Source organism: Arthrobacter sp. PvP103, from assembly GCF_017833075.1.
Classification (GTDB): domain Bacteria; phylum Actinomycetota; class Actinomycetes; order Actinomycetales; family Micrococcaceae; genus Arthrobacter.
In genome coordinates, this window is the sequence record NZ_JAFIBQ010000001.1 from 990,409 (window position 1) to 1,008,291 (window position 17,883).

Sequence of the window (17,883 nt, forward strand, 5' to 3'; positions counted from 1 at the left end):
GCGGCGGGTGGCTTAATTCAGCTAGGCGTCGGAGAGGTGGGCGATGGTTGCCGTGGCCCGGCGCAGGGCCTGCGGCGGAACATCGCGGACAATTTCCTCAAGGAAGCTGAAACGCCGCAGCCACTGGCTGCTTTGCCGTTCCGGCCTGGCGTTGGCCCGTTTCCACCAGTCGGCGATGTCGCCCCAGCCGGGTGCTGCGAGGGAACCGCCCACTTCCTGGACTGCCAGCGACGCGCACAGGTTGGCGAACCGGAGCCGGTCCGCCAGCGGCCAGCGCGCCAGGCTGCCCACAATGAAGGCCGCCCCGAAGCAGTCCCCGGCGCCGGTGGGGTCAAAGGCCGAGACTGGCAGCGACGGCACCCATTCCTCCTCGCCCGTTTCGGAATCCACGGCCATCGCACCCTGCGGCCCCAAGGTCACCACGGCCACCGGAACCCGGTCGGCGAGCGCGTACAGCGCCGCCCAGGGTGTGTCCCGGCCGGTGAACGCCATGGCCTCGCGCTGGTTGGGCATAAAAGCGTGGAAGTACTCGAGGTTGTCCAGCCTGGTGGAGGACCATTTGCCGGTGGCGTCCCAGCCGACGTCGCCGAAGAGTTTGACTCCCGCGCCGTGGGCAGCAACCGCCCACGGGGCGAGTTCTTCGTCCAGGTCGGCGACGGCGGCGAGTGCGGCCGGCGGCGTGCCGATCAGTTCCGAGGACGTGACCGGGGCCGGGTGGCCGTGGGTCACCATGGAGCGGTCGTGCTGCACGCTCAGCGAGACGGTCACGGGCGAGTGCCAGCCGGGTACCCGCTTGGAGAGGGACAGGTCCACATGCTCCTGGGCGGCCAGGATCTTCCAGTTGTAATCCCCATAGCCGTCATCGCCGAAGGCAGCCGCCAGCCCGGTGCGCAGTCCCAGGCGCGCGGCGGCAATGGCCTGGTTGGCCACCCCGCCCGGGCAGCTGCCCATTCCCTCGCTCCAGATTTCAGTGCCTGGCTCCGGTGCGTGGGGCAGCCCGGTGAAGATGATGTCCTGGAAGACAGTCCCCGTCAGGAGCAGGTCAAAGCTCCCGTCCGCGGGAGTGCGGACGGCGGAGAGCGGATCGAACCGGCGCTCTGGTATCGCGTCCATGTTCGGCAGACTACGCCCTCGCGCCACCCCTGCAAAGGTCCCCGTCGCGGGTCGCCCGAAGCGCTTGGACACGTGTCCCCGTGAGGGGCCCGCCGTAGCCGAATAGACTGCGTGGTATGCGGCTCATGATTGCCGGTGGCGGCGGATTCCGTGTCCCGCTCGTGTACCGGGCGCTCACCTCCGGCCCCTTCGCGGGGCTGGTGCGCGAGCTTGTGCTCTACGACGTCGATCCCCTGCGGCTGGCCGCCATCAAGGCCGTCCTGGCGTCGATGGCCCCTTCCAACGGTGCACGCGGCCCTGCAGTCGGCACCACCACCTCGCTGGCCGAGGGGCTCGAAGGCACCGACATGGTGTTCGCGGCCATCCGGCCCGGAGGAACAGCTGGCCGCACCGCTGACGAACGCGTGGCAATCGGCCTGGGTCTGCTGGGCCAGGAGACCACGGGCGCCGGCGGAATCTCCTACGCGCTGCGATCCATCCCCGGGATGCTGGCCTTGGCCCGCGAAATGAAGCAGCGATGCCCCGGGGCATGGTTGGTTAACTTCACCAACCCGGCCGGAATGGTCACCGAGGCGCTGGTGCCCGTGCTGGGAAACCGGGTGATCGGCATCTGCGACTCGGCCGGCGGCCTGGTCCACCGGGCGGCCCGGGCGGCCGGAGCCGCTTTGCCGGAGGGAAGGCTCGACGGCGTGGGCTACTACGGGCTCAACCACCTGGGCTGGCTGTACCGGCTGGAATCCGGCGGAAAGGACCTGCTGCCCGGACTGCTGGCGGACGCGCAGGCCCTGTCCGGCTTCGAGGAGGGCCGGCTCTTTCCGCAGCCGTTCCTCCAGGCACTCGGCTGCCTGCCCAACGAGTACCTCTATTACTACTACGACACCGCCCGGGCCGTCGGCGCCATCCGCGCCATGCGGCAGACACGCGGCGAGTCGATCCACGAGCAGCAGTCGGGGCTCTACCCGGCGCTGGCCGCGGCCGGATCCCGCGCCTACGAACTGTGGGACGCGGCCCGCCGTTCGCGCGAGGAAGGCTACCTCGCCGAGGCACGCGCCGGCGGCGAACAACGGGACGAGGAGGACCTCGCGGGCGGCGGGTATGAGCGCGTTGCCCTCGCGGTTATGCGCGCCCTGGCCGGCGGTGCAGCGCCCCTCAGCGGTGGCATTGCTGCCGGGAGCACGGAGCTCATCCTGAACACCCCCAACGAAGGTGCGGTTCCCGGGCTGCCGGCGGACGCCGTCGTCGAGGTACCCTGCCAGGTGACGCCCGACGGCGCCATGCCGCTGCCGCAGGACCGGCCCGGAGACGCGCAGCTTGCCCTCATGCAGCGGGTCAAGGAGGTGGAGCGGCTCACGGTGTCGTCCGTGGTGCAGGGACGACGGTCCGACGCTCTGCGGGCTTTCGGGCTCCATCCGCTGATCGACTCCGAGGAACTGGCTGTGAAACTCCTGGCCGGCTACGAGGCGGCGTTTCCGGCGCTCGGGCAGCTGTGGCGCGGCGGGGCCTGAGTCCGGATGTTGATGCCGACGGCCTCTACAGCTTGCGGTACAGCACCTTCAGGCCCACGTATCCCAGCGTCGGGTGGTTGAAGGCTTCCGGGATGGTGGCCAGCACCTCAAAGCCCATGGCCTGCCAGGCCGCGACGGCGCGGACGTTGCTCTCCACCACGGCGTTGAACTGCATGGCACGGAATCCTGCCGCCCGGGCCGCGTCCAGCGAGTAGGCGCAGAGGGCCTTGGCGAGCCCCTTGCCGGCGTGGTCCGGGTGGACCATGTAGCCTGCGTTGGCCACGTGGCTCCCTCCCCCGCCCTGGTTGGCGTGCAGTTCTCCCGTCCCCAGCACCGCCCCGTCCTGGACAGCCACGAATGCCTGGCCCGGGGCGTCCTTGAACCAGCGCGCGCGGGCCTCGTCCTCCGTGGTGCCGCGGTCCCAGGTGAAGGTCTCCCCGGCCCGGATGACCGGCTCCAGGATGGCCCACATACCGGCCCAGTCGGCTGCGGTGGCGGGGCGGATTTCGATGCCGACCGGGTGCTGGTTTGAATCTGCTGCTGCGTCTTCGGTTGCGCTCACAGCCGCCACGTTAGCAGGAGTGCTTCCGGTGTTCGCGAGGGTGTTCGGGAGCGTGTTCGGGAGCGTGTTCGGGACACTGTGAAGGCCGGGGCACTTGAGGAGTAGTGTTTTATCGGATGCAGTTCCGCCAGCCGAAAGGAGAGCCGTGACTCTGATCCGCCGTGTCGCGTTCCTTTCCCTGCACACCTCGCCCATGGAACAACCCGGTTCCGGCGACGCCGGCGGCATGAACGTATACGTGCGGGCACTGGCGTCGGCGCTGGCTGCCAGCGGCGTTGAGGTGGAAATCTTCACCCGGTCCACGTCGTCGGGACAACCCGCCGTCGAACACCCGGATCCCGGCGTGTGCGTCCACAACGTGATCTCCGGACCGCCGCGGAAGCTGCCCAAAGAGGAGCTTCCGGAGCTGCTGCACAGCATGGTGGCGGAAATTGAGCGCATCCGGCAGCGCCAGCCGCACGGCCGGTACGACCTCATCCATTCGCACTACTGGGTGTCCGGCGTGGCCGGGCTGGAGCTTTCCCGGCTGTGGGGCGTGCCGCTGGTGCACACCATGCACACCATGGCCAAGGTCAAGAACCTCCTCCTGCAGTCCGGTGAGAAGCCCGAACCGCGGCGGCGCGAGGACGGCGAACTCCGGATCGTCGACGGCGCCACCCGGCTGATCGCGAACACCCCCGCCGAAGCCGCCGAACTCGTGTCGCATTACAACGCCGACTTCGACCACATCGATGTGGCTCCCCCAGGTGTGGACTTGACTGTTTTTACGCCGGCCTTCCGCCCCAGGTCCCGGGCACAGCTCGGCGTACCTTCCGGCAAGTTCCACCTACTGTTCGCCGGACGCATCCAACGGCTCAAGGGCCCGCAGGTCCTCGTCAAGGCAGCTGCCCTGCTCCGCTCGCGCCGCCCGGACATCGACCTGCAGGTGACCATCCTGGGCGCACTGAGCGGGGCCAAGGACTTCGACCTGAAGTCGCTGATCAGCGCTGCCGGAATGGACGACGTCGTCACCCACCACCCGCCGGTGAACGCACCGGAGCTGGCCGGCTGGTTCCGCTCCGCCGACGTCGTGGTGATGCCGTCCTACAGTGAATCCTTCGGCCTGGTGGCGTTGGAAGCCCAGGCATGCGGGACTCCGGTGGTGGCAACCCGGGTGGGCGGACTGTCCCGGGCCATTTTCGACGGACGGACCGGGCTGCTGGTGGACGGGCACAAAGCCGCTGACTGGGCCGACGTTCTGGAAGCGCTCTATGACGACCCCGCCACCCGCGGGGACATGGGGCGGGCTGCAGCCCTGCACGCCCAGGGTTTCGGCTGGCAGCGCACTGCCGCCATCACGCTGGAGAGCTACCACGCCGCCGTCGACCAGTACATTGATAGTCACAGAATTCCGGTGGGCCACTCGCCTTGAGCCGGGCAGCGCCGGGCGGGACCCCCGAACGGTTTTCCCTGAAGCCACGAACTGAAGGACAACGATGTCTGACAACAACGTCATGAGTGACCTGGAAATCGCCCAGCGCGCCACCATGCGCCCCATCGGTGACATCGCCGCCGCGGCAGGCATCAACGCCGACGCCGTGGAACTCTATGGCCGGTACAAGGCGAAAATCGATCCGGCGAAGCTCATAGATCCGGCAGTGGCACCGAAGCGCCTGCCGGGCAAGGTGGTGCTCGTCTCCGCGATGTCCCCCACTCCGGCGGGCGAGGGGAAGTCCACCACCACGGTGGGCCTGGCGGATTCCCTCGCCCGGGCGGGCCGGAACGTGATGATTGCGCTGCGTGAGCCGTCCCTGGGTCCCGTCCTGGGGATGAAGGGCGGGGCCACCGGCGGTGGCTACTCCCAGGTGCTGCCCATGGAGGAAATCAACCTGCATTTCACGGGCGACTTCCACGCCATCACCTCGGCGAACAACGCCCTCATGGCCCTGGTGGACAACCATATTTTCCAGGGCAACGAACTCAACATCGATCCCCGCAGGATGACCTTCAAACGGGTCCTCGACATGAACGACCGCTCCCTCCGCGAAGTGATCATCGGCCTCGGCGGTCCGGCCCAGGGCGTCCCGCGGCAGGACGGCTTCGACATCACCGTGGCTTCGGAGATCATGGCGGTCTTCTGCCTGGCCACGGACATCGCCGATCTCCGTGCCCGGCTGGGCCGCATCACCTTCGGCTATACCTATGACCGCGAACCCGTCACGGTGGCGGACCTCGGGGTCCAGGGTGCACTGACCATGCTGCTCAGGGATGCGATCAAGCCCAACCTCGTGCAGACCATCGCCGGCACTCCTGCCCTGGTGCACGGCGGCCCGTTTGCCAACATCGCACACGGCTGCAACTCGCTGATCGCCACCCAGACCGCCCGCCGGCTCGCGGACATCGTGGTCACCGAAGCCGGTTTCGGCGCCGACCTGGGCGCGGAAAAGTTCATGGACATCAAGGCGAGGGTGGCTGACGTGGCGCCGTCCGCCGTCGTGCTCGTGGCAACCGTACGGGCGCTGAAGATGCACGGCGGTGTGGCCAAGGATCGGCTGCAGGAGCCCAACGTGGAGGCGCTGGCCGCCGGAACGGCAAATCTCCGGCGGCACATCCGCAACGTGGAGAAGTTCGGAATCACTCCCGTGGTGGCCGTCAACAAGTTCGCCACTGACACCCCGGAGGAGTTGGACTGGCTGCTGGAGTGGTGCGCCGGCGAAGGGGTGCAGGCCGCGGTGGCAGATGTCTGGGGTCGCGGCGGCGGCGGCGACGGCGGCGACGAGCTCGCGGCCAAGGTGCTCGCGGCGCTCGAGGCGCCGCACAGCTTCCGGCACCTCTACCCGCTGGACCTGTCTGTGGAGGACAAGATCCGCACCATCGTGCAGGAAATGTACGGGGCCGACGGCGTGGACTTCTCCGTTCCCGCCCTCAAGCGCCTTGCCGAAATCGAGAAGAACGGCTGGGCCGGCATGCCCGTCTGCATGGCCAAGACCCAGTACTCCTTCAGCGACGACGCCACCCGCCTGGGCGCACCGAAAGGCTTCACGGTCCATGTACGGGACCTCATCCCCAAGACCGGGGCGGGTTTCATCGTGGCCCTGACCGGCGCGGTGATGACGATGCCGGGTCTGCCCAAGGTTCCGGCAGCCCTGCGGATGGACGTGGACGACACCGGCAAGCCCCTCGGCCTCTTCTAGACGCTCTCTCACTTCCTGCCGGTCTTTCCCAGACGCTCTCTCACTTCCTGCCGGTTTTTCCCAAACGCTCTCTCACTTCCTGCCGGTCTTTCCCAGACGCTCTCTAACTTCCTGCCGGTTTTTCCCAGACGCTCTCTCACTTCCTGCCGGTTTTTCCCAAACGCTCTCTCACTTCCTGCCGGTTTTTCCCAAACGCTCTCTCACTTCCTGCCGGTTTTTCCCAGACGCTCTCTCACTTCCTCTCGACCAAACAGCTGCCTGTGGATAACTTCTGCAGCGCGAGTGGTTTTCGGGTAACAATGCCAGCATGCAAAAGCGCAACGAATTGCCCGGCCCTCTGGCGGTGGCTCCATTCACGTTGGATTCAGCGCGGGCGTCCGGAGTTTCCAGGGCCAGGCTGCGGCGGAAAGATGTGGTTCATGTGGGACGCGGACTCTACCGGCCGTCAGACTGGAACTTCGAACTGGAGGCCGCTGCAAGGGCGTTATCTACCGCGTCGCCAGGGGCTTGGATATCCCACGTCACGGCAGCCCGGCTTCACTGCCAACTCCTGCCACCCTGGCTAGCCTGACTCGACGGAGTTGCACTTGAGCAAGCCCCGGGCCCTGCCCTCTGTGCGCCGAAACGGCGTTATCGGCCACACGGTGGTGGCCCTCGAGGACGAGATTGAATCGATCGATGGCCTCCGCGTAAGCACCCGTTCGCGGACCTGGCTGGATCTGGCGCGACGGCTGCCGGTGAGCGATCTGGTGTGCATGGGGGATCAGCTAATCCGTGTCCCGCGAGTGGCGTTCGAGGGACGCACCCGGCCTTATGACACTTTGGACGGTCTCCGCACCTTGGTTGGCCGCCACCCAAACCTGCAGGGTGTAGTCCGTGCCCGGGAGGCGCTGCACCTCATGCGGGTCGGTGCGGATTCCGCGCCCGAATCGCTTCTCCGCCTGGCAATGGCCGACGCCGGCCTCCCTGAGCCGGAGCTCCAGTTGGCGTTGCGCCCAACGGATGCCGTGTCGCCCACGGCTGATCTGGGCTACCGTCACCGGCGTCTCGCCATCCAGTACGACGGCGAACATCACCTTCTCGACACCCAGATCCTTAGCGACCGGCGGCGGGACAAGGCATTTGAGTCGGCTGGCTGGACGGTCCTGATCCTCGGCAAGGACGATCTTGCTGATGGTTGCCGGCCGGCCGTCAGCAAGATCAAACGACTGCTGCGCACCGCATGGCTCGATCATCCCCAAGCGTCCGGTTTTGCCGACGCCGGGTGAGAGAGCGTTGCGCCAAAACCCGCCAAAAGTGAGAGAGGATCAGTCTTAAACCTGTAGGGAGTGAGAGAGCGTCTGGTCCTTCGCTTTGGCTGCCACCCCGATACGGCCGCCGCGCTTGAGTGAAACGAACATCACCACCACGCTCAGCACCACCAGCCCGGCAACGTACGCCGCGGAGGCCGGGTCCTCGGCAAGAAGTTGCGGGATGGCCCGTCCCGGCACCGCGACGGCGAAAATGAACGCCACGGAGATGCCGATATAGCTACCCACCATGTTTCCCAGGTGCGACGGACCGTTGCCGCGAATTGCGCTGACAAGGCCGAGGGTAACGGTCACGATGGTGAAGGCGGACAGCCCGTGCAGCCAGGTGAAATGTCCGGCGGTCACAATCCAGAAACTGCTGAAGCAGACGTAGTACATGGCGGCCACCCACAGGTAGCCCATGGTGCGGTGGATGCGGTCGCGTCGCCGGCGAAGTATTTGAAAGGGGCCAATGACGAGGACGAACAACGCTGCGATCACATGACTGACAAGCAGTACATTCCAGTGCTCCATAGCCTTAGGATAGAGCCACTATCCAGGCATGTACATCAGGATAGTCGGCGCCGGATCCACTATCCAATGGACCCAAGCCTCGGACCCAAGAAGGCGCGGATGCAGCTCAAGGAACTCAGTGAGCGGTCGGGGGTTTCGGCCGCCAGCATCAAGTATTACCTGCGTGAGGGCCTGTTGCCCGCCGGGGCGGCCGTCCACCCAACCCGCGCGCAGTATTCAGCGCGGCACGTCGAGCGACTCGAATTGATCCAGGCGCTCCGCCGGATAGTCGGACTGACCATCGAACAGATCCGCGGTCTGCTCAGAATGGCCGACGACGGCGCACCGCGGCTTGACCTGTTGGCGGCAGTCCAGCGCGTGGTGCTGGAGCTGGACAGCTACGCCACAGCGGGTGGCGGCGTCGGCACGCCGGCGGCTGACGCCGTCGTACGTCTTCGGGGCTGGCCCGATGCTCCGAGCGACGCCCGGAACGCGCTCAATGCGCATGTCGAGTTGATGGAAAGCCTCAACATCCGTGTCTCACCTGAGGTGCTGGACACGTACAGCAAGGCTATGGATGACGTCGCCGGGATCGATATCGCGGCCACGACGGCGCCGGACAGCGTCGACCAGCTTATTCTCACTGCCGCAGTCGGGATGCACATGCACAGCCGGCTGCTGCTCAGGCTTCTGGCGCTTGCACAGGCCAGCCACGCCATCCGCAGATATGAAAATGACGTTTAAAGCGCGACGCTCCCCCACCGGAAGTGAGAGAGCGTCGCGGCAAAACCCACCGGAAGTGAGAGAGCGTCGCGCCAAAACCCACCGGAAGTGAGAGAGCGTCGCGCCAAAACCCACCAAAAGTGAGAGAGCGTCGCGGGGAATACGGGAGGGCTTAGCGCTCCAGGTCTCCGCGGATGAAGGCCTCAACCTTTTCACGGGCGAGGTCGTCGTTGAACTGTTCCGGCGGGGACTTCATGAAGTAGCTGGACGCCGAGAGCAGCGGGCCGCCGATACCGCGGTCCAGGCCGATCTTGGCCGCGCGGATGGCGTCGATGATCACGCCGGCGGAGTTGGGTGAGTCCCAGACCTCCAGCTTGTATTCGAGCGACACCGGGGCGTCACCGAAGTTGCGTCCTTCGAGGCGCACGAAGGCCCACTTGCGGTCATCGAGCCACTGGACGTAGTCGGACGGGCCGATGTGCACGTCCTTGGCGGCCAGTTCAGCTTCGACGTTGGACGTGACGGCCTGGGTCTTGGAGATCTTCTTGGACTCGAGGCGGTCGCGCTCCAGCATGTTCTTGAAGTCCATGTTGCCGCCGACGTTCAGCTGGTAGGTGCGGTCCAGCGTGACGCCGCGGTCTTCGAAGAGCTTGGCCATGACGCGGTGCGTGATGGTGGCACCGATCTGGCTCTTGATGTCGTCGCCCACGATCGGGACACCGGCGGCCGTGAACTTGTCCGCCCACTCCTTGGTTCCGGCGATGAAGACGGGCAGGGCGTTGACGAAGGCCACGCCGGCGTCGATTGCGGCCTGTGCGTAGAATTCGGCGGCTTCCTGCGATCCAACGGGCAGGTAGCAGACCATGACGTCAACCTTGGCGTCCTTCAGTGCCTGGACAACATCGACCGGCTCTGACGGGGACTGCTCAATGGTCTCAAGGTAGTACTTGCCGAGGCCGTCCAGGGTGGGGCCGCGCTGGACCGTTACGCCGGTGGGCGGGACGTCGGCGATCTTGATGGTGTTGTTTTCGCTGGCCAGGATGGCGTCGGCCAGGTCAACGCCGACCTTCTTGCCGTCGACATCGAAGGCTGCAACGAATTCAACATCGTTGACGTGGTACTTGCCGAACTCCACGTGCATCAGACCGGGAATCGTGGCCTGGGGGTCGGCATCCCGGTAGTAGTGGACACCCTGGACCAGGGACGCGGCGCAGTTACCCACACCGACGATGGCAACACGAATCGGATTTGAAGACACGGAACTCCTTTGAGAACAAACTTCAGTGCCCGGCGCGGCAGCGCTCTGATGAGCGACGGCGGCTGATGGGCACGGCGCCATTGGGCGCCCTTGCATTGTAGCCAACGCCGCCGGGGCCGGAGTTGTTCCCGGCCCCGGCTTTATGACATGGACGGTTCTGTTACGCGGCCCTGATACGCGTCGGCCCTGTTAGGGCGCGCTACTTCTGCGCCCAGAGGTTGATGTCGGATTCGACGGCGAACTCGTCGATCGCCTTCAGCTCCTCCTGCGAGAACGCCAGGTTGTTGATGGCGGACAGGGTGTCCTCCAACTGTTTGACGCTGGACGCGCCCACCAGCGCGGACGTCACGGGTGAGCCCTTGGGCTGGTCGCGGAGGATCCAGGCGATGGCCATCTGCGCGAGCGACTGGCCGCGGCCTGCGGCGATATTGTTGAGCGCGCGCACCCGGTCCAGCTTGTCCTCGGTGAGCGCCGATTCAGACAGGAACCGTTCCTTGGCTGCACGCGAATCGGCCGGGACGCCGTTCAGGTAGCGGTCCGTCAGCATGCCCTGTGCCAGCGGGGAGAACGCAATGGAACCCGCGCCCACCTGGTCCAGCGCCTCGTAGAGGTTCGGTGCGCCGTCTTCGGTCCAGCGGTTCAGCATGGAGTAGCTGGGCTGGTGGATGAGCAGCGGGGTGCCGAGCTCCTTCAGGATCCGGGCGGCCTCGATGGTCTGTTCCGGGGTGTAGGAGGAGATGCCTGCATAGAGTGCCTTCCCGGAGCGGACGGCGTAGTCCAGCGCACCCATGGTCTCTTCCATCGGCGTTTCAGGGTCCGGGCGGTGGCTGTAGAAGATGTCCACGTAGTCCAGGCCCATGCGCTGCAGCGACTGGTCCAGGCTGGAGATCAGGTATTTGCGGGAGCCCCACTCGCCGTACGGCCCCGGCCACATGTAGTAACCGGCCTTCGTGGAGATGACCAGCTCGTCGCGGTACGGCTTGAAGTCGTCCTGCAGGTGGCGGCCGAAGTTGGTTTCCGCGGAGCCGTCCGGCGGGCCGTAGTTGTTCGCCAGGTCAAAGTGGTTGACGCCCAGGTCGAAGGCGCGGCGGAGGATGGCGCGCTGCTCGTCGAAGCGCTTGTCGTCGCCGAAGTTGTGCCAGAGCCCCAGGGAGATGGCCGGAAGCTTCAGGCCGCTGCGTCCGACGCGGCGGTAGGGCATGGATTCATAGCGGTTCTCCGCTGCAGAATAAGTCATACCTGCAATCCTGCCAGCTGTGACGCAGGCTACAGCCAACAAATCCGTTGTTACGCCGCGGGCTGACACAAATAGCCCGCGGCGCAGCAACAGCAATCAAGCGGGTCAGGCCCTCACGATGACGGCACTCCACGGCGCCAGCAAGAGCGAGCCGCCGTCGGGCACTGATGCCTCGTCGGTGGAAAGCAACACTGATCCGGCCGCATCTTCGAGCTTAACCGTCTGTTCGGAGAAGTTCAGCGCCACCAGCACGTCTCCACGCCGGAACCGCAGCCACCCCTCCTCTTCGCTGTAGTCCACCGCGGTGTCCGTGAAGCCCAGCCCCGCAAGTTCCGGGGTGGAACGGCGGAGCGCCGTCAGGGTCCGGTAGAGGTCCAGGAGGCGGGCATGGTCACCCTCGGTGGCCTCGGCCCAGTTCAGTTTCGAACGGTTGAAGGTCTCCGGATCCTGGGGATCGGGTACGACGGCGGGATCCCACCCCATGCGTTCGAACTCCTTGATGCGGCCTTCCGCCGTCGCCTTGCCCAGCTCCGGCTCGGGGTGGGAGGTGAAGAACTGCCACGGCGTGGTGGCGCCGTATTCCTCCCCCATAAAGAGCATGGGCGTGAACGGGGACGTCAGCGTGAGGACGGCCGCCAAAGCCAACCGGCCGTAGGACAGCGACTGGGAAAGTCTGTCGCCGGTGGCGCGGTTGCCGATCTGGTCGTGGTTCTGGCTGCACACCACCAGGGCTGCGGGGTGCACCAGCCCGGTGTTAATGGGCCGCCCGTGGTGCCGGCCGCGGAAGCTGGAGTAGCTGCCGTCGTGGAAGAACCCGTCGCGCAGCACCTTGGCCAGGGCGCCCAGCGAATCGAAGTCGCTGTAGTACCCCTCCGTCTCGCCGCTGATGTTCACGTGGACGGCGTGGTGGAAGTCGTCGCTCCACTGGCCCTCCAGTCCGTACCCGTTGACGTCGCGGGGGTACAGCAGGCGGGGGTTGTTGAGGTCCGACTCCGCGATCATGGTGATCGGGCGGCCGGTTTCCGCGGCCACAGTGTCGCCCAGGGCACCGAACTCCTCCAGGAGGTGGACCGCCCGCTCGTCCTTGAAGGCGTGCACGGCGTCGATCCGCAGCCCGTCGACGTGGTAGTCCCTGAGCCACATGGCCGCGTTGTCCAGGATGTAACGGCGGACCTCGTCTGATCCGTTGCCGTCCAGGTTCACCGAGTCGCCCCAGGTGTTCCCTTCGCCGGACTTCAAGTAGGGCCCGAACTTCGGCAGATAGTTTCCGCTGGGACCGAGGTGGTTGTAGACGACGTCCTGGATGACGCCCAGGCCTGCGCCGTGGGCGGCGTCCACGAAACGTTGGTAAGCGGCAGGGCCGCCGTAGCCCTCATGGACGGTGTACCAGAGGACCCCGTCGTAGCCCCAGTTGTGGGTGCCGTTAAAGCCGTTGACGGGCAGGAGTTCCACGAAGTCGACGCCGAGGTCCTTGAGGTAGCCCAGCTTTCCGGCTGCGGCTTCCAGGGTGCCCTCCGGCGTGAACGTGCCAATGTGCAGTTCGTAGATGACGGCACCCTGCAGCTCCCGGCCCGCCCAGTTCCCGTCGGCCCACGCGTGGGCGGCGGGGTCGAAGGTGCGGGACAGAGAGTGCACGCCGGCCGGCTGGCGGCGGGACCGGGGATCCGGCAAGGGGGTGGTGTCCGTCCCCGGCAGGTAGCCGTAGTCCACCTCTCCCCCGGCCGGGGCGTCCGAGGCCGTCCACCAGCCGTCGCCGCGCTGGCTCATGGGGTATTCAGAGCCGTCGGCCAACAACGTGATGGCAGTGACCTCCGGGGCCCAGATGTCGAAGCGTCCGCTTCCGCTTGCGGGGTGGGTCATCCGTGGTTCTCCGTTCCGTCGGTGCCAGCCGGGCCAGCTGGAACAAGCAGTGCAACCGGGTAGCTTGCCAGGATGTCCGCGACCGGTACCGGCCCGGGTCCGAAGCTGGTGCCCGTGAGTTCGTCCGTCATTTCCGCCGGCAATGCCACCGACGTGTCCTGCCACCCGCCGGACTGTTCCAGCCGGCGCGGCAGCCTCGTGGCCAGCGTCAGAGCGCCCGCAGCCTCACTGGCTCCGCGGCTGAACGCCACGAGGTGCGCCGCGGCCGGCCCGGACGCGGTGACCGCCGTGTAGGCGGTGAAAAGCTCGGGCCGGTCGCGCCTGAGCCGGAGCGCCCGCGAAGTCACCAGCAGCTTGGCGGCGTCGTCCTGGTACGACGCCGGACGCTCGCCGGAGTCGAGTGCCGCCAGCGACTTACGCCGCTCGGCAAAGTCGACAGTCCGGCGGTTGTCAGGGTCGGTGAGGGAACGGTCCCAGAACTCGGTGCCCTGGTACACGTCCGGTACGCCCGGCATGGTCAGCTGCACGAGTTTCGCGGACAGCGCGTTCGCCGCGCCGTACGGTTCCAGGAGCGCCACGAAGGCCTCCAGTTCCGCACGGACTTCCGGGTTGTCGAACGCGGCGTCGACGGCGGCAGCCAGCTTCTGCTCGAACGCTTCGTTCGGGTCCAGCCAGTCGGTCGAATTGCCGGCCTCCCGGGCGGCCTTGGTGGCGTACTGCTGGAGTCGCTCACGGGACGCCGGCCACGCGCCGGCGATGGCCTGCCACAGGAGGCTGGCCAGCGGCCCGTCGGGCAGCGGCACAAGTTCCTGCAGCTTGGTCAGCACCTTGTCCCATTCCGCCACGAACTCGGAAATCACGGAGATCCGGGCCCGGGTGTCCTCGCTGCGTTTGGTGTCGTGCGTGCTCAGCGTGGTCATGGACAACGGCAGTTCGGCTTCCCGCCGCGCCATCCGCAGGTGGAACTCGGCCGGGTCGAGGGCGAACTCGGTGGGGTCGGCGCCCACCTCCGTCAGTGTGCCCAGCCGGGTGTAGCGGAAGAACGCCGTGTCCTCCACGCCCTTGGCCATCACCATGCCGGAGGTCTGCTGGAACCGCTGTGCCAGCGCCGAGCCGGCGTCCAGCAGCAGCGGCTGCAGCAGTTCGATGGCCGCAGCGAGGTCCGGCCGGTTCCGTGCGGCGAGGCTGCAGGCTTCCCTGAGGACTTCCTCGCCGTACGGCAGGTAGGTCCGATAGACGGGAAAGGAAGCGATGATCTCGGAGATCGCGTCGGCTGCGAGTTCGGTATCCAGCGCCGTCCCACCTAGTTCTGTCCCGGCCGGAATGAGCCTTCCCAGCCGGAGGATCTCGGAGTGCAGGATGCCGTCGGTGATCCGGCGTTTGGTTCCGCGGATCATTTCCTCATAGTCTGCGGGTTCTCCGCCGCGGAGCCTGCCGTCGAGCTGGTCCAGGGCCGTCTGCGCCGAGGCGTCGACGAAGAGGCGGTCCACGTCAGCCAAGGCGTCGTAGCCGGTGGTGCCTTCGCATTCGAAGGAAGCCGGCAGCTCCTCCCCCGGTTCCAGGATCTTCTCGATCAGCAAGTAGCTGCCGCCGGTGGCTTCGCGGAGCCGCCGGAGGTAGCCCTCGGGGTCAGCGAGCCCGTCCGGGTGGTCGATCCGCAGCCCGTCCGCCAGACCTTCGCGGAACCAGCGGATCACTTCAGCATGGGCTTCGTCGAACACCCGGGGAACTTCCACCCGGACGCCGGCCAGAGTATTCACGGCGAAGAAACGTCGGTAGTTGAGGTCCGTATCCGCGCGGCGCCAGCCCACCAGTTCGTAGTTCTGGCGGGCGTGGACGTCACGGGGGTCATCGCCGTCGGCAAAGCTGCCCTCGGCAAGCGGGAACCGGTGGTCGTAGTAGCGGAGTTCGCCGTCGCGGATCTCCAGCTTGTCCAGGTCGTCATCGCTCCCCAGCACTGGGAGCCGGACCCGTCCGCCGCCGAAGTCCCAGTCGACGTCGAACGCCTCGGCGTAAGGGGACTTCCGGCCCTCCTTGAGCAGGGACCACCACCAGGGGTTCTGGTACGGCGACGCGACCCCGACGTGGTTGGGCACAATGTCCACGAGGACGCCCATGCCGGCTGCGCGGGCCGCCCGGGACACCGCTGCGAGGCCCTCGGGGCCGCCGCGGTCGGCGTCCACCGTGGACGGGTCCGTGACGTCGTAGCCGTGGTCTGATCCTTTTTCCGCCGTCAGGATCGGGGACAGGTAGATCCAGTCCACGCCCAGCGATTTCAGGTAAGGGACCTCGGCGGCAGCGTCCTGGAGCGTGAAGGACGGGCGGATCTGGAGGCGGTATGTGGAGACAGGGGTCCTCATGAATCCTCCTGCCCCTTCGACCTGACCTTCTTGGTGTGCGGCGGCTCAGGGACAATCGGCGTAGTCAGCGCCTCGGTTTCACTGGTAGTCGTCTGGGACAAGGCAGCGAGCGAAGCCGCCACTGAATGATCCGGTTCCACTTCGGGGGTGCTGTGGGCCCGCAGGACCACGAGGGACTTCGCATCGACGGGCAGCGATCCTCCCGCCTCCACTGGTTCAGTGTCGGCGTTATGTCCTGCGGTGTCGATGATGATGTCCCAGGCCGGAGCATATTCGTCGGAGGGCAGCGTGAACTTTACTTCGTCGTCGTGCGCATTGAAGTAGAGCACGAAGTTGACGTCCGTGATGCGGCGGCCGCGTTCGTCGCGGCCACGGATGCCGTCGCCGTTGAGGAACATGCCCACCGAGCGGCCGAAGCCGCTGTCCCAGTCTTCGGGTTTCATGGTGGAGCCGTCCACGTCCAGCCATTCGATGTCCGGAAGCCGTTCACCTTCACCTCGCAGGACCGGCCTGCCATCGAAAAAGCGGCTGCGGCGGAAGGTGGGGTGCTTGTGCCGGAGGGCGTTGACGGCGGCGGTGAATTCCACCAGCGGCTGGTCCACCGCATCCCAGTTGATCCAGGTCAGTTCGGAATCCTGGCAGTAGCCGTTGTTGTTGCCCTGCTGGGTGCGGCCCATCTCGTCGCCGTGCAGGATCATCGGCACACCCTGCGAGAGCAACAGAGAGGCGATGAAGTTGCGCTGCTGCCGGGCGCGGAGGCCCAGGACCTTGGGGTCGTCGGTGGGGCCTTCGGCGCCGCAGTTCCAGGAGCGGTTGTGCGATTCGCCGTCGTTGTTGTCCTCGCCGTTGGCCTCGTTGTGCTTCTCGTTGTAGGACACCAGGTCGTGGAGCGTAAAGCCGTCGTGGGCGGTAACGAAGTTGATCGAGGCGACCGGACGGCGGCCGGAGTGCTCGTACAGGTCGGCAGAGCCGGTGATCCTGGAAGCAAATTCACCCAAGGTGGCCGGTTCCCCACGCCAGAAATCGCGGACGGTGTCGCGGTACTTTCCGTTCCATTCCGTCCACTGCGGCGGGAAGTTCCCCACCTGGTAGCCGCCGGGGCCAACGTCCCACGGCTCCGCAATCAGCTTGACCTGGGACACAACCGGGTCCTGCTGGATGAGTTCGAAGAAGGTGGACAGCTTATCCACGTCATAGAATTCCCGGGCCAGGGTGGAGGCGAGGTCGAACCTGAAACCGTCCACGTGCATTTCGGTGACCCAGTAGCGCAGGGAGTCCATCAGGAGCTGCAGGGAGTGGGGGTGCCGGACGTTGAGCGAGTTCCCTGTGCCCGTGTAGTCCATGTAGTGCTTCTCGTCGCCGTCCATGAGCCGGTAGTAGGCGGCGTTGTCGATGCCCTTGAAGGACAGGGTGGGCCCCAGGTGGTTTCCTTCGGCCGTGTGGTTGTACACGACGTCGAGGATCACTTCGATGCCTGCCTGGTGCAGCGAGCGGACCATGGCCTTGAAGTCCTGGACCTGCTGGCCGGTGTCGCCGGTGGAACTGTAGCTGTTGTGCGGGGCGAAGAAGCCGATGGTGTTGTAGCCCCAGTAGTTGTTCAGGCCCTTGTCTTCGAGGATGCCGTCGTTGACGAACTGGTGTACAGGCATGAGCTCGATCGCGGTGATGCCCAGCTTTTGCAGGTGGGAGATAACCGAGGGGTGTGCAACGCCGGCGTAGGTGCCGCGCTGGTCTTCCGGAACCTCGGGGTGCAGCTGGGTCAGGCCCTTGACGTGGGCCTCGTAGATGACCGACTTGTGGTACGGCACGCGGGGCAGGTGGTCCCCGTCCCAGTCGAAGAACGGGTTGATCACCACGCCCATCATCATGTGCGGGGCCGAATCGGCGTCGTTACGGGAATCGGGGTCGCCCATGTTGTAGGAGAACAGCGCGGGGTCCCAGTCGATCTGCCCGTGCACGGCCTTCGCGTAGGGATCCAGAAGCAGCTTGTTCGGATTGAACCGGTTGCCGGAGTCGGGGTCATAGGGACCGTGGACGCGGTAACCGTATTTCTGTCCGGGCTGGATGTGCGGCAGGTAGCAGTGCCAGACGTAACCGTCGACTTCCAGGAGTTCGATCCGCGTCTCCCCGCCTTCGTCGTCGAAGAGGCACAGTTCAACCTTTTCGGCCCGTTCGCTAAAAAGCGCAAAGTTCGTGCCAGTGCCGTTAAAGGTGGCTCCCAGCGGGTATGCCGATCCGGGCCAGACTTCCATGTGTTCTCCTCGTGCGTGACGAATAAATCTCTAGACAG

At 66.2% G+C, this 17,883-nt stretch carries 13 protein-coding genes; 5 read left to right on the plus strand and 8 right to left on the minus strand.

Annotated elements, in window-relative coordinates; all coding sequences use genetic code 11:
* Positions 1 to 21: 21 nt before the first annotated feature.
* The gene (locus JOE41_RS04505) at positions 22 to 1,113 is read right to left on the minus strand and encodes a PfkB family carbohydrate kinase (protein ID WP_043429944.1); all 1,092 of its coding nucleotides are present in this window, start codon (positions 1,111 to 1,113) and stop codon (positions 22 to 24) included.
* A gap of 116 nt (positions 1,114 to 1,229) precedes the next feature.
* Between JOE41_RS04505 and JOE41_RS04510 the strand changes: the two genes are divergently transcribed.
* Positions 1,230 to 2,618 carry a 6-phospho-beta-glucosidase gene (locus JOE41_RS04510; RefSeq protein WP_209751112.1) on the plus strand — a complete coding sequence of 463 codons (1,389 nt, stop codon included), beginning with the start codon at positions 1,230 to 1,232 and terminating at the stop codon, positions 2,616 to 2,618.
* 25 nt (positions 2,619 to 2,643) lie between these two features.
* Here JOE41_RS04510 and JOE41_RS04515 read toward each other — a convergent pair whose 3' ends face one another.
* On the minus strand, positions 2,644 to 3,180 hold the full coding sequence (locus JOE41_RS04515) for a GNAT family N-acetyltransferase (RefSeq protein ID WP_209751121.1): 537 nt from the start codon (positions 3,178 to 3,180) through the stop codon (positions 2,644 to 2,646).
* Between the two features lie 145 nt (positions 3,181 to 3,325).
* Here JOE41_RS04515 and mshA point away from each other — a divergent pair, with 145 nt between their 5' ends.
* The 3 genes from mshA to JOE41_RS04530 all read left to right on the plus strand — a co-directional run bounded on the left by mshA (position 3,326) and on the right by JOE41_RS04530 (position 7,621).
* Positions 3,326 to 4,591, plus strand: a complete 1,266-nt coding sequence (mshA, locus tag JOE41_RS04520; protein WP_209751123.1) for a D-inositol-3-phosphate glycosyltransferase — start codon at positions 3,326 to 3,328, stop codon at positions 4,589 to 4,591.
* 64 nt (positions 4,592 to 4,655) lie between these two features.
* Positions 4,656 to 6,353 (plus strand): formate--tetrahydrofolate ligase, encoded by a 1,698-nt coding sequence (locus JOE41_RS04525; RefSeq protein ID WP_209751125.1) that lies wholly within the window; start codon positions 4,656 to 4,658, stop codon positions 6,351 to 6,353.
* A 587-nt stretch (positions 6,354 to 6,940) separates the two neighbouring features.
* Entirely contained in the window at positions 6,941 to 7,621 is a 681-nt protein-coding gene (locus tag JOE41_RS04530) for a hypothetical protein (protein WP_307800661.1), read from the plus strand.
* A 45-nt stretch (positions 7,622 to 7,666) separates the two neighbouring features.
* On the opposite strand, the gene JOE41_RS04535 is transcribed toward JOE41_RS04530, so the two are convergent.
* On the minus strand, positions 7,667 to 8,176 hold the full coding sequence (locus JOE41_RS04535) for a DUF2306 domain-containing protein (RefSeq protein WP_209751127.1): 510 nt from the start codon (positions 8,174 to 8,176) through the stop codon (positions 7,667 to 7,669).
* 66 nt (positions 8,177 to 8,242) lie between these two features.
* Here JOE41_RS04535 and JOE41_RS04540 point away from each other — a divergent pair, with 66 nt between their 5' ends.
* The gene (locus tag JOE41_RS04540) at positions 8,243 to 8,899 is read left to right on the plus strand and encodes a MerR family transcriptional regulator (protein ID WP_245200626.1); all 657 of its coding nucleotides are present in this window, start codon (positions 8,243 to 8,245) and stop codon (positions 8,897 to 8,899) included.
* Between the two features lie 151 nt (positions 8,900 to 9,050).
* On the opposite strand, the gene JOE41_RS04545 is transcribed toward JOE41_RS04540, so the two are convergent.
* The 5 genes from JOE41_RS04545 to glgX form a co-directional block, all read right to left on the minus strand.
* Positions 9,051 to 10,136 (minus strand): inositol-3-phosphate synthase, encoded by a 1,086-nt coding sequence (locus JOE41_RS04545; protein ID WP_043429946.1) that lies wholly within the window; start codon positions 10,134 to 10,136, stop codon positions 9,051 to 9,053.
* A 199-nt stretch (positions 10,137 to 10,335) separates the two neighbouring features.
* Positions 10,336 to 11,373 (minus strand): L-glyceraldehyde 3-phosphate reductase, encoded by a 1,038-nt coding sequence (gene mgrA / locus JOE41_RS04550; RefSeq protein ID WP_011692744.1) that lies wholly within the window; start codon positions 11,371 to 11,373, stop codon positions 10,336 to 10,338.
* 105 nt (positions 11,374 to 11,478) lie between these two features.
* Positions 11,479 to 13,233, minus strand: a complete 1,755-nt coding sequence (treZ, locus tag JOE41_RS04555) for a malto-oligosyltrehalose trehalohydrolase (RefSeq protein WP_209751129.1) — start codon at positions 13,231 to 13,233, stop codon at positions 11,479 to 11,481.
* On the minus strand, positions 13,230 to 15,593 hold the full coding sequence (gene treY / locus JOE41_RS04560) for a malto-oligosyltrehalose synthase (RefSeq protein WP_209751132.1): 2,364 nt from the start codon (positions 15,591 to 15,593) through the stop codon (positions 13,230 to 13,232). The genes treZ and treY overlap by 4 nt, the downstream gene beginning before the upstream one ends.
* A complete protein-coding gene (gene glgX, locus JOE41_RS04565; RefSeq protein ID WP_011692747.1) occupies positions 15,590 to 17,845 on the minus strand; it encodes a glycogen debranching protein GlgX in 2,256 nt (751 codons plus the stop codon). The genes treY and glgX overlap by 4 nt, the downstream gene beginning before the upstream one ends.
* Positions 17,846 to 17,883 lie beyond the last annotated feature (38 nt).

Coding starts and splice junctions, on each gene's coding strand:
- treY (WP_209751132.1), bottom strand. CDS start 15,593: ATGAGGACCCCTGTCTCCACATACCGCCTCCAGATCCGCCCGTCCTTC.
- JOE41_RS04525 (WP_209751125.1), top strand. CDS start 4,656: ATGTCTGACAACAACGTCATGAGTGACCTGGAAATCGCCCAGCGCGCC.
- mgrA (WP_011692744.1), bottom strand. CDS start 11,373: ATGACTTATTCTGCAGCGGAGAACCGCTATGAATCCATGCCCTACCGC.
- glgX (WP_011692747.1), bottom strand. CDS start 17,845: ATGGAAGTCTGGCCCGGATCGGCATACCCGCTGGGAGCCACCTTTAAC.
- JOE41_RS04510 (WP_209751112.1), top strand. CDS start 1,230: ATGCGGCTCATGATTGCCGGTGGCGGCGGATTCCGTGTCCCGCTCGTG.
- JOE41_RS04540 (WP_245200626.1), top strand. CDS start 8,243: ATGGACCCAAGCCTCGGACCCAAGAAGGCGCGGATGCAGCTCAAGGAA.
- treZ (WP_209751129.1), bottom strand. CDS start 13,233: ATGACCCACCCCGCAAGCGGAAGCGGACGCTTCGACATCTGGGCCCCG.
- JOE41_RS04505 (WP_043429944.1), bottom strand. CDS start 1,113: ATGGACGCGATACCAGAGCGCCGGTTCGATCCGCTCTCCGCCGTCCGC.
- JOE41_RS04535 (WP_209751127.1), bottom strand. CDS start 8,176: ATGGAGCACTGGAATGTACTGCTTGTCAGTCATGTGATCGCAGCGTTG.